The following is a 15,407-nucleotide window of genomic DNA, read 5'->3' as shown; positions in this document are numbered from 1 at the left end:
ACGACCGGTTGAACCCGGTCAATTCCGCAGCCGGAAGTTCCTGCGGGCTCTGGCCGCCCACCGCATGGTCGGATCGATGGGCCGCGTGGGCGCCGCCGGCGACAATGCCGCCATGGAGAGCTTTTTCAGCCTGCTGCAGAAGAACGTCCTCAACCGCCGCTCCTGGACCACCTGCGAGCAGCTCCGCCTCGCGATCGTGACCTGAATCGAACGCACCTACCACCGGCGCCGCAGGTAGGCCGCTCTTGGCCGTTTGACCCCCGTCGAATTCGAGACGATCATGAGCAAGTCCGTCGCCCTCGCGGCGTGACTAGAAACTGTCACCTATCCGTTCAGCAGCCCCCTCACTTTCGCGCTGGGGCTCCTCGACGCGATGAGCCCTGAGACGCCAGCGGTTAAGATCGGACGCTGTATCGAGTATCTGGGTCAGAGCTGCTCGCTGGGCTGCGGTGAGGACCATGGTGGGCACGTTAGCAACGAGGATGTGCACCCACCGAAAACGATCGATTTCGGTTGATCAAAGGCGGAGAGCATCGGGGCAAGGCTGGGTCCGCGACAACTCCGCTCGAAGGGCACAGCGACAGCACGACCCGGGCGCCTGGTCCTGGCGACGGCGCCTAGTGGCGCGACCTCTTAGTGTGGTGGCATGACGACGGCCGAGCCCCCTGGGGCGGACCAGCGGATGCGAGAGGAGCTCGGCGGCCGCATCGCGGCGCTGCGCAAGAGCAGGAGTATGACGCTCGTGGTTCTCGCCGCCAAGGCAAAGCTCTCGCAGCCCTTCCTGAGCCAGATCGAACGTGGGCGCGCCCGGCCGAGCATGCCCTCGCTCCACCGCATAGCCGCGGCTCTGGGCACGACGACGCCCGCACTGCTCTCCGATACCGGCGCCAATCCGGAAGACGACAGTCACTCCGGCAACGGCAGGGTCAGCCTCGTCAGAGTCAATGAGGGACGGATGGTCTCGCAAGTGGACGGGCAGGCGAAGTCGCTCGTGTTCGGCGCTCGCGCGATGTACCCCATGGAGTTTGTCACCCAGGTCACCGAGTTCGAGGACTTCTACGAGCATACCGGCGAAGAATTCATGTACGTGATCTCGGGCCAACTCGAAGTGGACCTGGCGGACGACGGACTCTTCATGCTCGGGCCCGGAGACACCCTCTACTTCGGCGGCGGCGTGCGCCACCGCTGGCGCACCGTCGGGGCATGGCCAGCGCGGGTGCTTGTGACGCAGGCCCAGCCAATCGCCGCGACAGCGAATATTTCGGAAATGCATATTTGACCCATCAGCCATCTCAACGGGCTGGCAACCATCGCGAAATATCAACGAAACATCTTCTCGTCAGTATTGCTCATATCAATATTGGAGGTGGAGATGACTGCGGCGGCCGTCGAATTCAGCGATGTCGGCGTGCGGTTTCCGAACGGAACGACGGCGTTGTCAAAGGTCGATCTGACGATCCAACCGGGCGAGTTCGTCACATTGCTCGGCCCGTCCGGCTGCGGCAAATCGACGCTTCTCCGCCTCGCATCGGGCCTCGAAAGCGCTACCTCGGGTGCCGCGACGGTGTCGACCGATCGCATCGGATATGTGTTCCAAGAGGCGACTCTGTTGCCTTGGCTCACCGTCGCCCGCAACGTCGCACTCCTAGCGGAACTCGATGGACTGCCCCAGCGAGAGGTCTCCTCACGCGTCGCTCGCACGCTGGAACTCGTCGGACTGCAGGATTTTTCACAGAACCGCCCTCATCAACTGTCCGGTGGTATGCGAATGCGAGCATCCCTCGCACGCTCGCTAGTACGCGACCCTGAGCTCTTCCTCTTCGACGAGCCATTCGGCGCCCTAGACGAGTTCACCCGGGAACGTCTCAACGACGACCTCCGCGCTCTGTGGCAACGCGAGCGGTTCACGGGAGTGTTCGTCACGCACTCGATAGCCGAGGCGATCTACATGGGCACACGCGTCGTCGTGATGGGCGCGCATCCCGGCCGCATCATCCGCGAATACGACGTCCCCTTCGGCGCTGAACGCGATGAGCACACACGATACTCAGCGGAGTTCGCCGCCCTCTCAAGCGAGATATCGGACGTCTTGAAGGGAGCGATGTCATGAGCCGGATGACCGCACGCGTACTCTTGCCCGTCGCGTTCGCCGCCGGCGTCGTGGCGATCTGGTACCTCATCAGCGGCCTGTTGCTCTCCCCCAGCCGTCGTTTCATCCTGCCGATGCCCCACGAGATCGTGGTCGTCGCCTTCCTCGACGGCAACAACCTCATGGATCTGTTGCGACCCCTCGCGGTGTCGGCAGGCGTCGCCCTCATCGGCCTGTTGATCGCGGCCGTCATCGGAATCGTCACCGCGACCCTCATGAGCCAGGCGAGGTGGGTCGAAACGACCCTGTACCCCTACGCTGTCGCACTGCAGAGCGTGCCGATTCTGGCGATCGTGCCGCTGATCGCGTTTGCCCTCGGCTACGGTTTCGGCAGCCGCATCCTCGTCGTCGTCCTGATCGCCCTGTTCCCGATCATCACGAACACGCTCTTCGGCCTGCAGTCGGTGTCTCCACAGATGCGCGATCTGTTCAAGATCACCCACAGCTCACGGTGGACCACGCTGCGCCGCCTCGAGTTTCCGGCCGCGCTGCCCGCGATCTTCACAGGTCTGCGGATCTCTGCAGGGATGGCCGTCGTCGGCGCCATCGTCGCCGATTTCTTCTTCCGACGCGGGCAGTCCGGAATCGGGCTGGCGATCGACACGTATCGCAATCTGCTCGATGGCGAGATGCTCTACGGCGCCATCATCCTCGCCTCCGCGCTCGGCCTCGTCGTCTTCTGGCTCTTCGGCCTGCTTTCGAAGCTCGCCGTCGGCGCCTGGCATCAGCCCGACCGCCGCTGACCCACGCTCCAACCACGACCAGCACCACCCGACTCACGAACCCGGAGGACCCATGCCCATTCGCAGAATCTCCCTCGCCGCGACCGGCGTCTTCGCACTCACCGCCTTCAGCCTCGCGGGCTGCGCATCTTCGACGCCGACGGCTGCGGAGGCAGAGTCGGCCGGCGGCGACGGCGCGCTGAGCGCGTGCCCGAGCACCGTCGTGTTGCAGACGAACTGGTACCCCGAGCCCGAACACTCCGCCGCCTATGCGATGATCGACCCGGCCGACGCCACGATCGACGCGGACGCCGGAGTGTATTCCGGACCCGCCATCGCCGATGACAACGTCACGATCGAGGTGCGAAGCGGTGGCCCCTTCATCGGCTTCCAGCAGTCAACGGCGGTGCTCTACTCAGACGACTCGATCATGCTCGCCATGATCGACACCGACGAGTCGGTCAAGCTCTCCGAGAGCCAGCCGACGCAGGCCGTCTACACCCCGCTGCAAGTGAACCCTCAGATTCTGCTGTGGGATCCCGAGCGGTATTCGTTCGACTCGATCTCCGATATCGGTGACGCCGACGCGACTGTGCTCTATTTCCAGGGCGCGACCTACATGGACTACCTGCTGGCTGAGGGCGACGTGCGCCCCGATCAGGTCGACGGCTCGTTCGACGGCTCGGTGACCCGGCTCGTGGCGGGCGAGCCCGTCGTGATGCAGGGCTACATCACGCAGGAGCCCTATCGCCTCATGGTCGACTACCCCGACTACGGACGCGAGGTCGATTCTTTCCTGATCGCCGACTCCGGATACGACATCTACCCCGCGGCATGGTCAGCCAAGCCCGATGTCGTCGAGGCGCAGGCGGACTGTCTCGCCCAGCTGATTCCCGCTATGCAGCAGGCGCAGGTGGACTACATGAACGACCCGACAGCGGTCAACCAGGCCATCTCCGACTACCTCATCGAGATGGACCAGTTCTTCCAGATCACCCCCGAGATGGCGAGCGAGGTGCACAGCGTCATGCTGAACGAGGGGATCGTCACCGACGGCACGGACGGCGTTTTCGGCTCGTTCGACCCCGCTCGGATGGAGCGGATGACCGAACTGCTGACTGGAGTCTTCAGCGAGACCGGCGTGGAGATCGCCGCCGACCTCACCCCCGACGACATCTATACAAACGAGTTCCTCGACCCGTCGATCACGCTCGACTAGCGAGTGAGGGGGCGGCGCGGCCGTCCCCTCACCGTCACCACCCGCTTCGATTCAAAGGCGTCACCATGATCATCTCGCGCATCTCCGCGCTGCCCGCACGACTCAGCACCGACTACGCGCGGATGTCCCTCTTCTTCGTCCGCGTCGAGACGACCGACGGCGTCGTCGGTTGGGGCGAGAGCTGCGACAGCTTCGGCGTCTCGTACCCGACGGTGCTCGAACGCATCGTCGACGACGTGTGGGGGCCTGCGGTAATCGGCCATCCCCTCGATTCGGCACCCGCCCGCCTTGCAGCAGTACGTTCGGCCACGGCACGCACGCTCGGCTCGACCTACGCGTCGGCTCAGGCGCTGAGCGCACTGGAAATCGCCATCGCCGATGCTGCCGGCAAACAACACGGTCGCAGCGCCGCACCCGCACCGCGGCTTCGTGATCATGTCGAGGTGTACGCGGGCAACAGCCATTTCCTGGAATCCCGCGCCGCGTCAGCTCACTTCGAACTGCTCGCTCCGCTGCTCGAGCGCGGCGTGCGCAAGGTGAAGATGCGCATCGGGCCGGCTTGGCGGGATGCGATGCGCATACTGAGAGACCTGCGTCCGCTGCTCCCGGTCGAGACAGACATCATGGTCGACGGCAGCGAGCTGTTCAGCGTGGGCGAAGCGATGGAGATGGCACTGGTGCTGGCCGACCTTCGCGTGTCCTGGTTCGAAGAGCCTGTGCCCAGCACGCAACACGCAGCGATCTCGCGGATCGCCGGCGCGTCCCCGGTCCCGATCGCCTACGGGGAGCACCTCTTCAGCACCGCGCAGGCGCTCGATGCGCTGCAGTCGAGCGCAATCTCCGTCATTCAACCCGATGCGTCGATCTGTGGCGGGCTGACGGAAGCGCATCGAATGGGAACAGCGGCCGCATCCCGCGGGGCCCGCGTCGTCATGCACTTGCACGGCAGCCCCGTGACGATCGCCGCGAATGCGCTCGTCGCGGGAGGGCTGCCGGGCGTCGACCTCATCGAGTATCCCTTCCATCTGTCCCCCATGCTCGAGCGGGTCGCCCCCGCCGCAGGCTTCGGGATCGCCTCGATCGAGGACGGCAGGATCGCAATTCCGGACAGCCCGGGGCTCGGCATCGACGTCGACGAAGAGGTACTCATGGAAGGACACCGCACGTATGTCGACGCGTGATCGCAACTCAACGCCGCAACGCGTTCTCGTCACCGGCGCAAGAGGAAAGGTCGGCGCTGCGACCGTTGCCGCGCTCGCCGGGGCCGGACACGAGGTCATCGCCACCGATCTGGGTCGCCCGACGTATGACGCCGACGGGTCGAACGTGAGATATGTTCAGGCCGATCTCACCCAGCCCGGCGACGCCTTCGCCATCGTTCGCGACGTTGACGCGGTCGTCCACGCCGCAGGAATTCCGGAACCGACCCGCAACGTCGCGCACACGGTCTTCCTCACGAACGTCGCGGCAACGTTCGCCGTGCTCGAGGCGGCGACGGCGAACCGCGTCCCCCGCGTCGTGAACCTCAGCAGCGATTCGGTCACCGGGATGACCTGGGCGCATGCGCCGTTCGAGGGGCTGCGTTGCCCCATCGACGAGACGCATCCGGAACTCGCGCACGACGCGTACGGTCTCTCGAAGCGAGTGGGAGAGATGCTCTGCGAGGCGTTTGTCACGCGCACGGGTGGATCCGCCGTCTCGGTACGTCCGACGTGGGTGTTGACAGCCGACACCTACGCATCGAATCTCCGCCCGTTCTTCGACGACCCCGATCTCACGAGCGCGGTCTTCTGGTCGTACATCGATGTCGACGATCTCGCCGATCTGCTCCTCGCGTGCGTCGAGAGGCCGAACGGCGGCCACGAAACGGTTTTCGCCGCCGCCGCGGACAACATCGGCGGGCGCGACCTCGCCAAGGAGATGACACGGCTGCATCCCGGTGTCCCGGTCGCCCCGCTGTCGCGGACGGATGCCTCGGGAATCGACTCAGGTAAGGCCGAGGCCCTGTTCGGATGGTCGCCGCGCCGTTCCTGGCGCAATTACCTCGACGACAAGGGCAATCCGCTCGCGGCGGAGGCGACGTCGTGATGCCCACGGACCGAAGCCTCACAGTTGCAACCGGGCTCGATGCGTTCGTCAGTGACGCGCTCAGCGGCACCGGCCTGACACGGGAGGGGTTCTGGTCGGGGCTGGAAAGCATCTTCGAGGCCGTCACGCCACGCATCCACGGTCTGCTCGCCGAACGGGCTCGTCTGCAGCACCGGCTCGATGCGTGGCATGCCGCGCACCCGGGTCGCGCTGGCAGCCAGGAGTACACGGCGTTCTTGCGAGACATCGGCTACCTCGTGCCCGACCGCGACCCGAGCGTCACGACGGCGAACGCGGCTCCCGAGCTCGCGGCACAGTGCGGCCCTCAGCTCGTCGTCCCGGTCACGAACGCTCGATACGCGATCAACGCCGTGAATGCGCGGTGGGTTTCCCTGTACGACTCGATATACGGAACCGACGCCCTCATCCCGCAGGAGCAGATCTCCGATCGCCCGGCGACAGTCGTGCGAACCGTGCGCGAGCTTCTGGACCATCACGTACCACTCGAAACCGGCAGTCACGCCGACACCACCGGATTCTCGGTCGTCGATGGCGCTCTCATCGTGCACGCCAGGGGCGCGCGCACGGGGCTCCTGGCGCCGGAGGGCTTCGTCGGCTTCTCGGGCGAACCAGAACAGCCGACGATGATCGCACTGCAGCACAACGGGCTGCGTCTTCTCGTCGACATCGATCGGTCGACGAGCCCCGGCGCCGTCGACGCCGCGGGTATCTCGGATGTTCGTATCGAGGCGGCTCCCACCACGATCGTCGATCTCGAGGACTCCGTCGCGGTCGTCGATGCCGACGACAAGGTGCTCGCCTACCGCAACTGGTGGGGACTGTGCCGCGGCGACCTCACCGCGCGGTTCCTCAAGGCCGGCTCCGTCATCGACAGGAGCCTCGCCCCGCCCATCGTGCTGAGAACGCCCGGTGGTGCACTGACCCAGCTGCCCGGCCGCTCTCACATGCTCGTCCGCGGCGTCGGGCTCCACATGACCACCGACGCGGTGCTGGACGCCGACGGGCAGCCGGTGCCGGAGGGCATCCTCGACATCGCGATCACGGCACTGTGCGCGACCCTCGCCAGCCGCGGCGGCCGAACCGAACAAACCCTCGCCGTCGTTGTGCCGAAACTCCATGGCCCCACCGAAGTCGCGCTCGCTGTCGAGGTGTTCGCACGCGTGGAAGCGCTCCTCGGCTTGCGCGAGCACACTCTGCTGCTCGGCCTCATGGATGAGGAGCGCCGAACATCGGCGAACCTCGGTGCGTGCATCGCTGCGGCCTCCGATCGTGTCGTGTTCATCAACACCGGGTTCCTCGACAGATCGGGCGACGAGATCCGCAGCGTCATGAACGCGGGAGTCGTTCCCGGTCGGGATAGCTTGCGCAGTGCAGCATGGATGGCTTCGTACGAATCGCGCAACGTTGCGGCCGGGCTGCGGGCCGGGCTCGCGGGCCGCGGTCAGATCGGTAAGGGCATGTGGGCTCAACCCGACGAGATGGGCCGAATGATGACGGAGAAGATCGCGCACCCAACCGCCGGCGCCAGCACCGCGTGGGTCCCGTCCCCCACGGCCGCCGCCCTGCACGCGCTGCACTATTGGGATGTCGACGTGCGCTCACGTCAGCGTAAATTGGTCGTTGAGAGCACCGGGGGCGACGACCTCTCGGCCTTGCTGACCGCCTCCGTCGTCGACCCCGCCGACCTTTCTACCGAGTACGTGCAGCGCGAGCTCGACAACAACGTGCAGGCCATCCTCGGCTACGTGTCCCGCTGGGTCGACCAGGGCATCGGCTGCTCCACGGTCCCCGACGTCGATGGCGTCGGACGAATGGAGGATCGAGCGACGCTACGGATCTCGAGTCAGCTCGTCGCGAACTGGCTCCACCACGATCTCGTGAGCCCGGCGCAGGTCGACGAGGCGCTCGACCGAATGGCCCGCCTCGTCGACAACCAGTCAGCGAATGAACCCGCACACGTGCCATTGGACTCGGATTCGTATGCCTTCCGCGCGGCGCGAAGCCTCATCTTCGAATGGGCCGACCATCCGAACGGGTACACCGAAACCGCGCTTCATCGCTTCCGCCGACTCGCGAAATGCAGAGCGCGGATGGCGCGGGTCCGAGCTGAGCGATGATGACGCGCGCCACCCACGTCGCTGAGTGAAAGCGGAGTACCGTGCACCTACTACCCTGGCGATCACCGGGGGGCGGGTGGTTGACCCGAGCGGTCGATCGATGACGCCGATCAGCGGAGCGCTTGGTCTCTTCAGCCCCGCGCGATCACGACCGCGCAGGCAGTCAGCACCGCAGACACCGGCGTCATCACGATGCGTTCCGGTCGGCTCCTCGATATGGCGTTCAGCAGCACGCCGATGCCGAAGTATGCGAACAGCACCCAGGTCGCCACCTGTGAGACGGCGCCGGCATCGCCGAGTGCTCCGGCCCGCCGCAGGAGGAGCGCGGCGAATGCCGCGTAGAGGACGACCGACACCGAGCCGCCATCAGCCTCGCCGCCACGCTGATCTGGATCAAATCAGACTTGATCAACACGGCCTAGGTGGTCCGTGGGGGGTGAACGGCTCACCGTGGGGGTATGCGCCCCGCGCTAGTCACCCGGAATCGTCTCGAATGGAAGCGGACCGGCGCACGCCGTTGTGCATCAACGACGTACGTCGGTCCCGGATTCGCGCTACGGGCCGGGCGATCGCGCGCCGGATTGATCCGGTGCAGGACCGGCTAGGCGCCGACTGCCGTGTCGACAAGTTTCCCGTCGACGAGGTGGACGACACCGTGCATGCGGGGGAGGTGGACGAGGTCGTGGGTGACGAGCAGTGTGGACGTGTTCAGCTGGTCGGTGAGTTGCAGAATCAGCTCAATGATGCTGGCTCCGCGCTCCTGGTCGAGGGCGCTGGTGGGCTCATCAACGAGGAGCACGCTGGGGTCGTTCATCAGGGCCCGGGCAATGTTCACGCGCTGCCGCTGCCCGCCGGAGAGCTGGTGCGGCCGCTTGTCGCGCTGGTCGGCGAGGCCCACCGCATCGAGGAGCTCACCGGCTCGCGCGGTTGCTTTCGCGCGGTGGCGGCGGGAGTGTGGGGCGCCGAGCTCGTTCATGACGGCGAGCTGTTCCATCGCGGTGAGGGAGGGGACGAGGTTGGACTGCTGGAACACGATGCCGATCTTGTCGCGGCGCAGCTCGGTCGCAGCTTTTGGGTCGAGGCGTGTGGCGTCGATGTCGTCGATCAGGACGGTGCCGGAGTCGGGCCGGATGAGGGTAGCGGCGACGGCGAGGAGGCTGGATTTGCCGGAGCCGCTGGGCCCGGTGATGCCGGTGACCGTTCCGGGGTGCGCGGTGAGGGTGACGTGGTTGACAGCGGTGACGCGGGCGTCTCCGTCGGGGAAGGTGAGGTGGATGTTGTCGAGGCGGATCATCGGTTGCTCCCGAGGGCGGTGAGGGGGTCGGCGGAGGTGACGGATCGGAGGGCGAACGCGGCCCCGGCGAGACCGAGAGCGATCATGATCACCCCGGGCAGGAGGGTCGTGATCGGGCTGAGCAGGAACGGCAGTGCGGTGCCTGCGAGGGCTCCGAAGAGGGCGACGAGCCCGAGCCCGACACCGATGCCGAGAAGGAGCACGATGAGGGCTTGCCCAAGGGCGTCTCGGACGAGGGAGCGGGTGCTGGCACCAAGTGCTTTCAGGACCGCGATATCGCCCTTGCGTTGCATGGTCCAGACGGTGAAGAACGCGCCGATGACCAGCCCGGAGATGCCGAACAGCATCGCCACCATCAGAAGAAGCGACCCGATTTCGGAGCGGAACGCGCTTAGCGCGGTGAGCGACCCGAGAACGCTCTCGGACACGGTCTGGTGGGCGGTGTCCGCAGCATCCCAGTCCGGGCTCCCGGAGACGGCAAGCACGGTTGCGTAGGCGTCGGGGTTGCCGGTGGCCGCGGAGTATGCCTGCCAGTCGGTCAGGGTCATCTCGACGACCGGGGTGTGGCTGTACCAGGCGTCACCGGCGATGGTGTCGACGGTGAAGGGCGTGCCGGCGATGGTGACCGTGTCACCTGCTGTGACATTGAGGGCGTCAGCGGCGGGTGTGGAGAGGCCGAGCTTCCCGTCAGCGGTCGGGGCGGTGTCGTTGAATCCGGGCTGGACGCCGAACACGGCGATCGCGGTGCGGGTGTCACCGGCTTCACCGCGGGTTTGGCTGATCCCGATCGGCTGAGCCGCGGTCACCCCGGCCGTGGAGGCCCAGTCGGTGGCCTGCTGCTCGGTGATCACCGAATCAGAGAAGCTCGCTCCGGGCTCGCCAGAAGACGGCGCGGAGAACACGACCCGATCGCCGGGGATCGCGAGAACAGCGGAGATGTTCTGGATTGCGAGCCCACCGGTGAGGCCGCTGAGGAAGCCCACGAGCACGGTGATGAGCCCGACGACGGAACCGATGAGAAGGAATCGCCCTCGGGCGAAACGCAGATCGCGCAAGGCGACGAACATGGTGTGGTCCTTTCCGGTGACCGGCTGATCTGTGACATCACCACTGTCCCGCCGGGGAGGGGAGTGAGGCATCGGTCCTCGGCACGGCTGCGGAGCATCAAACGAAGGACGGGGGAGTGGACCTTTCGGATGATTCGCGGTCCAGGGCCGGGACATAAAATTCGGGCATGCCTCACTCCGTGCTGACACCCGTGTTCGCGGGCCTGCGCACGGGCCTGCATGTGCTCTTCGTTGCGCTCATCGCGTTGATCATCGGACGGGCGATCCTCGCCCCCGCGGACGCCAGCGCGGCCGTGATCGGTCTCGCTCTGCTCACGCTCGCCACCTACGGGTCCGGTGCCTATCTGGCCCGCCGCTCCCGGGGACGCGCGGCGCGGCTGATCTGGCTGGTCGCGTTGACCCTGGAATGGGTCGTGCTGATGTGGCTGATCCCCGAGGCCGCGTACCTGGTGTTCCCGCTGTTCTTCCTCTACCTGCACCTACTCGGTGCGGGGTGGGGATCCGCGGCGATCGTGGCCGCGACGGCCGTGGCGATCACCGCGTTGGGAGCACACGGAGGGTGGAGCATCGGCGGTGTCGTCGGCCCGATCGTCGGAGCCGGGGTCGCCCTGCTGATCGGGTTGGGGTATCAGGCGTTGGCAAGGGAAGCTGCCGAACGCGAAGCTCTGATGCAGGAACTCCTCGCTACCCGTGGCCAACTCGCGGCGATCGAACACGAATCCGGGGTGCTCGCCGAACGAGCCCGCCTCGCCAAAGAGATCCACGACACCCTCGCCCAAGGACTTTCCAGTATCCAGATGCTTCTGTACGCGGCCGAACGCGCAGACCCCGACCGGCCCGGCGTCGAACACATCCGGCTTGCCCGGGAAACCGCCGCCACGAACCTCGCCGACGCACGCCGATTCATCCGCGAGCTCACACCGCCCGACCTCGACAGCCACGGCCTCGGCGGCGCCCTCCGACGCCTCGCCAAGGGCCAGTGGTCCAACCAAGGACTCACCGTCCATGTGCGAGTGTCCGACACGATCGAGCTGCCCATGCATCTGCAGACGGCGCTGCTGCGCATCGCGCAAGGCGCGATCGCCAACGTGCTCCAACACGCAGAGGCCGCCACAGCGACCATCACTCTCGCCACGACCCCGGACGAGCTCGTCTTCACCGTGAGCGACGACGGCATCGGATTCGACCCCAGCTCGCCCGCAACCCGCCACGGCAAATCCGACTCTTTCGGCCTGCAGGCCACCCACGAACGCGTGCAACAGCTCGGCGGCACCCTCCTGGTGGACTCCACACCCGGCCACGGAACGACCCTCACCGTGACTCTCAGCCCAGTGAGAGCCGCATGATCCGCCTCGTCATCGCCGATGACCACCCCATCGTCCGCGCCGGCCTCACCGCACTGTTCGATCAAGAAGCGGACCTCACCGTTGTCGCGGAAGCCGCGACCCCCGAAGAAGCCATCGCCGCGGCACAACGCGAGAACCCCGACGTTGTCCTGATGGACCTCCAGTTCGGGAACAGCGCCGAAACCGGTGCCGATGCCACCCGCCACATCCGCGCCCTCGATGCCGCCCCCTACGTGCTCGTCCTTACCAACTACGACTCCGACGCCGACATCCTCGGCGCCGTCGAAGCCGGCGCCAGCGGATACCTGCTCAAAGACGCGCCCCCACACGAACTCGTCACCGCCGTCCACGCCGCCGCCGCCGGCGAATCCGCACTCGCCCCCGTCATCGCCTCCCGACTGCTGGGTCGCATGCGATCCCCACAGATCAGCCTCAGCTCCCGCGAAATCGAAGTCCTCGAACGCGTCGCCGACGGCCGCTCCAACGCCGAGATCGCCACCGACCTCTACGTCAGCGAACCCACCGTGAAATCCCACCTCGCCCACATCTTCACCAAACTCGATGTCACCTCCCGCACGTCCGCGGTGTCAGCCGCCCGGCGGCGCGGCATCCTCCGCTGAACCGCGCCCCGGACACTGCGACAAAGCTGCACCCCTAGTGGCACGATGAGCAAGTGCCGGAGGACGTATCAACTAGCGGAACAACGCAGCCACTCGTTGTCGCATGTGATGAGTCAGGGAACGACGGGGGAAACCTCCTCGCGGGAAGCTCCCCTGTCTTCGTCCACGCGAGCGTAAGTGTGAGCAAGGCAAAGGCTGCCGAGATCATGGCGGAGGTCCGAACACGAACGCGAAGTGAGGTGGGGTCGATGGTGGAGCTGGCGAGGATTTCGCCGCTGCTGCGGGCGCTGATGATGGCGTGGTCGTTGTGGATCAGGACGATGATCTCGGTGCGGGCGTGGGCTCTGCGGACGACCACCGCCTCCAGCTGACGCCACGGAACCGGTCAGGCGTCGTGAAAGAGTTCGCGCTGCTAGCGTGAGTGCGGGAACGGGTGGGGGAGCGCACATGTCGGTTGGACTTCTGGCCGTCGTCGACGACATCCTGAGCGCGGCGCTGAAGGCGAGCGCGAAGACGGCCGGGGTGGTCATCGACGATGCCGCCGTCACGCCGCAGTACGTGCAGGGAATCACGCCGGCGCGCGAACTGCCCGTCGTGTGGAAGATCGCGCTCGGGAGCCTCGTCAACAAGTTCGTGATCATCATCCCGATCGCGCTCGTGCTGACCGCGTTCGCTCCGTGGGTGCTTCCGTACCTGTTGATCCTCGGTGGGGGTTTCCTATGCTTCGAGGGTGCGGAGAAGGTGCTGGAGTGGTTCGGCCTGCATCATGGTCCGGCAGAGGACGGCCCTCGAGACGAGGGCAAGCTCGTCTTCGGGGCGGTGCGCACCGACCTCATCCTCAGCACCGAGATCATGCTCATCGCCTTGACGAGCCTCGATCCGGGCTTGGACATCTGGATGACGCTCGGAGCCCTGCTCGTGATCGGGCTGGCGATGACGGCGCTCGTCTACGGCGCTGTCGCGCTCCTGGTGAAGATCGACGACATCGGTCTTCGTCTGATGAAGAGCCCGAAGCGGGGGATGCGGCGCACCGGGGCACGCGTGGTCGCATCCATGCCGACGGTTTTTCGTGTGATCGGCATCATCGGCACCGTCGCGATGCTGTGGGTCGGTGGACATCTGCTCATCGAGAACCTGGGTGAGACGTTCTGGAGCGGCCCGCATGACCTGGTTCACGCGGCGACTCATCTCATCGAGGGCGCCGGCGTCGTCGTGGTCTGGATCGCGGAGACCGCGATGTCGGCTGTCTTCGGGCTGGCCGTCGGTCTCGTGATCGCCGGCATCGTGTTGGCCGTCTCCCGCCTCCGACGGCGCGAGCCGGTTCACCCCGACTGACCCGGTCCCGAGTCGGGCGGGCCCGTCACACCCGTCGGTACGTGGCGGTGACCGGGCAGTCGAACGGGTCGCGAGCGGCGAGCCCGACGCGGTTGAGGTAGGCGATGACGATCCCATAGGAGCGCCACAGCGTTGTCTCGGTGTAGGGCACCTCGAGCGTGCGACAGTGCTCGCGCACGATCTGGCGTGCCCGTGCGAGGTGCGGTCGCGGCATGTTGGGGAACAGGTGGTGCTCGACCTGATAGTTCAGGCCGCCCATGAGCCAGGTCGCCCACCACCCGCCGGAGACGTTTCGCGAGGTGCGCACCTGCTTGCTGAAGAAGTCGAGTTTGGCGTCCGCGTCGATCACCGGCATGCCCTTGTGGTTCGGTGCGAACGAGGCGCCCATGTAGATGCCGAACACCGCGAGCTGTACCCCGAGGAAGGCGAACGCCATCCCGATCGGCAGAAAGACGAACACCGGCGTCCAGATGAGGGCGAATCGCGTGAGGAGGAGGGCGATCTCCCACCCGCGTTGGAAGGGCCCGTGACGAGGATCTGACGGTGCGCGGCCTCGTGAGCCAGGAAAGCGACCTGTGTGAAGAGGATGCCGAGTGCTCCGGCGGTGAGCAGCTGGAACCAGCTGTCGCCGAGAAGGATGAATCCGGTGATGCAGCCCCCGAGCGCGAGCGCCAGCGCGATCCCGACGAAGCCGTAGAACCAGCGTGTTCGACCGAGGAGCCTGCTCTCGCGCACGACCTGCGACCCGTCGGTGTACGCGCGTGCGATCGGGGGAAGTCGGCGGTGCGGGCGTACGTCTGCCTGACGGGTCTCAGACGGGATGCAGCGGTGGAGGAGATGTCCCTACCTGCGTTTCGATCGCGACCGTGTCGGCCGATGAAGCCAACGGCGGTCGCCGAACGCTGAGGGGAACGCTACGGGGTGTCGTATCCGGGCGGCGGAATACGGCGGTACTCCCAGGTGCCGGTCAGGCTCTGCCGACGACACCCGGGATGGCGTGCCGTCAGAGGGGACGGATGTTCGCGGCCTGCATGCCCTTGGGCCCGCGCTCCGCGTCGAACTCGACCTTCTGGTCCTCTCGCAGTTCCTTGAACCCGTTGCCGGTGATCGCACTGTAGTGCGCGAACAGATCGGCGGAACCATCGTCGGGGGCGATGAAGCCGTATCCCTTGTCGGCGTTGAACCATTTCACGGTGCCAGTGGCCATCGTGTTCTTCCTTCTCGTGTGCCGGCCGCGTGAGCGGCCGAGGATGTGCGGCCTCCGAGTGAGACCGCGACGGGTGTGGTGGGTGGTCGTGGGTCGTCGCGTGGGGGGCGCAGCGGATGCGGCGACGGCAGCGCGGGCGAGAGGCTCGCTGGGGTAACATCCGAGGTCGTCGCCCCGGGCGTTCTGCGCTTCGTATCGCCCGCCGGACGACGAGGCGACGAA

At 66.4% G+C, this 15,407-nt stretch carries 16 protein-coding genes and 1 pseudogene; 12 read left to right on the top strand and 5 right to left on the bottom strand.

Annotated elements, in window-relative coordinates:
- From B3S45_RS09715 to B3S45_RS09680, 8 genes and pseudogenes are all read left to right on the top strand, one after another.
- Positions 1 to 310, top strand: a pseudogene (locus B3S45_RS09715) (integrase core domain-containing protein); the annotation flags it as partial.
- A gap of 336 nt (positions 311 to 646) precedes the next feature.
- Entirely contained in the window at positions 647 to 1,279 is a 633-nt protein-coding gene (locus tag B3S45_RS09710; protein WP_071044177.1) for a helix-turn-helix domain-containing protein, read from the top strand.
- 93 nt (positions 1,280 to 1,372) lie between these two features.
- Positions 1,373 to 2,110 carry an ABC transporter ATP-binding protein gene (locus B3S45_RS09705; protein ID WP_286720171.1) on the top strand — a complete coding sequence of 246 codons (738 nt, stop codon included), beginning with the start codon at positions 1,373 to 1,375 and terminating at the stop codon, positions 2,108 to 2,110.
- A 5-nt stretch (positions 2,111 to 2,115) separates the two neighbouring features.
- Positions 2,116 to 2,892 carry an ABC transporter permease gene (locus tag B3S45_RS09700; RefSeq protein ID WP_286720170.1) on the top strand — a complete coding sequence of 259 codons (777 nt, stop codon included), beginning with the start codon at positions 2,116 to 2,118 and terminating at the stop codon, positions 2,890 to 2,892.
- Between the two features lie 52 nt (positions 2,893 to 2,944).
- On the top strand, positions 2,945 to 4,090 hold the full coding sequence (locus B3S45_RS09695; RefSeq protein WP_176759393.1) for an ABC transporter substrate-binding protein: 1,146 nt from the start codon (positions 2,945 to 2,947) through the stop codon (positions 4,088 to 4,090).
- 65 nt (positions 4,091 to 4,155) lie between these two features.
- Complete coding sequence (locus B3S45_RS09690) at positions 4,156 to 5,271, top strand: mandelate racemase/muconate lactonizing enzyme family protein (RefSeq protein WP_071044174.1); 1,116 nt, start codon at positions 4,156 to 4,158, stop codon at positions 5,269 to 5,271.
- Complete coding sequence (locus B3S45_RS09685; protein WP_286720165.1) at positions 5,258 to 6,178, top strand: NAD-dependent epimerase/dehydratase family protein; 921 nt, start codon at positions 5,258 to 5,260, stop codon at positions 6,176 to 6,178. The genes B3S45_RS09690 and B3S45_RS09685 overlap by 14 nt, the downstream gene beginning before the upstream one ends.
- The gene (locus B3S45_RS09680; protein WP_071044172.1) at positions 6,178 to 8,316 is read left to right on the top strand and encodes a malate synthase G; all 2,139 of its coding nucleotides are present in this window, start codon (positions 6,178 to 6,180) and stop codon (positions 8,314 to 8,316) included. Before B3S45_RS09685 ends, B3S45_RS09680 begins: the two co-directional genes overlap by 1 nt.
- Positions 8,317 to 8,447: 131 nt before the next feature.
- On the opposite strand, the gene B3S45_RS09675 is transcribed toward B3S45_RS09680, so the two are convergent.
- The 3 genes from B3S45_RS09675 to B3S45_RS09665 form a co-directional block, all read right to left on the bottom strand.
- Entirely contained in the window at positions 8,448 to 8,672 is a 225-nt protein-coding gene (locus B3S45_RS09675; protein ID WP_071044171.1) for a hypothetical protein, read from the bottom strand.
- Between the two features lie 245 nt (positions 8,673 to 8,917).
- Positions 8,918 to 9,610 carry an ABC transporter ATP-binding protein gene (locus B3S45_RS09670; RefSeq protein WP_286720160.1) on the bottom strand — a complete coding sequence of 231 codons (693 nt, stop codon included), beginning with the start codon at positions 9,608 to 9,610 and terminating at the stop codon, positions 8,918 to 8,920.
- Positions 9,607 to 10,677, bottom strand: a complete 1,071-nt coding sequence (locus B3S45_RS09665; RefSeq protein WP_286720157.1) for an FtsX-like permease family protein — start codon at positions 10,675 to 10,677, stop codon at positions 9,607 to 9,609. Before B3S45_RS09665 ends, B3S45_RS09670 begins: the two co-directional genes overlap by 4 nt.
- A gap of 167 nt (positions 10,678 to 10,844) precedes the next feature.
- Between B3S45_RS09665 and B3S45_RS09660 the strand changes: the two genes are divergently transcribed.
- The 4 genes from B3S45_RS09660 to B3S45_RS09645 all read left to right on the top strand — a co-directional run bounded on the left by B3S45_RS09660 (position 10,845) and on the right by B3S45_RS09645 (position 13,978).
- The gene (locus tag B3S45_RS09660) at positions 10,845 to 12,023 is read left to right on the top strand and encodes a sensor histidine kinase (protein ID WP_286720154.1); all 1,179 of its coding nucleotides are present in this window, start codon (positions 10,845 to 10,847) and stop codon (positions 12,021 to 12,023) included.
- Positions 12,020 to 12,643, top strand: coding sequence for a response regulator (locus B3S45_RS09655; RefSeq protein ID WP_286720152.1), 624 nt, complete (start codon positions 12,020 to 12,022; stop codon positions 12,641 to 12,643). The genes B3S45_RS09660 and B3S45_RS09655 overlap by 4 nt, the downstream gene beginning before the upstream one ends.
- A 248-nt stretch (positions 12,644 to 12,891) precedes the next feature.
- A complete protein-coding gene (locus B3S45_RS09650) occupies positions 12,892 to 13,014 on the top strand; it encodes a hypothetical protein (protein WP_286720149.1) in 123 nt (40 codons plus the stop codon).
- Between the two features lie 76 nt (positions 13,015 to 13,090).
- Positions 13,091 to 13,978, top strand: coding sequence for a DUF808 domain-containing protein (locus B3S45_RS09645; RefSeq protein ID WP_286720146.1), 888 nt, complete (start codon positions 13,091 to 13,093; stop codon positions 13,976 to 13,978).
- Between the two features lie 25 nt (positions 13,979 to 14,003).
- Here the strand turns inward: B3S45_RS09645 and B3S45_RS09640 are convergent, their stop codons facing one another.
- Both B3S45_RS09640 and B3S45_RS09635 read right to left on the bottom strand, forming a co-directional pair.
- Positions 14,004 to 14,600 (bottom strand): fatty acid desaturase family protein, encoded by a 597-nt coding sequence (locus B3S45_RS09640; protein WP_286720176.1) that lies wholly within the window; start codon positions 14,598 to 14,600, stop codon positions 14,004 to 14,006.
- Between the two features lie 381 nt (positions 14,601 to 14,981).
- Entirely contained in the window at positions 14,982 to 15,185 is a 204-nt protein-coding gene (locus B3S45_RS09635; RefSeq protein ID WP_071044020.1) for a cold-shock protein, read from the bottom strand.
- Positions 15,186 to 15,407 lie beyond the last annotated feature (222 nt).

The sequence above is a fragment of the Microbacterium sp. UBA1612 genome (assembly GCF_002321605.1).
Taxonomy (GTDB): Bacteria; Actinomycetota; Actinomycetes; order Actinomycetales; family Microbacteriaceae; genus Microbacterium; species Microbacterium luteum.
This window is presented reverse-complemented; position numbering and strand designations above follow the sequence as displayed.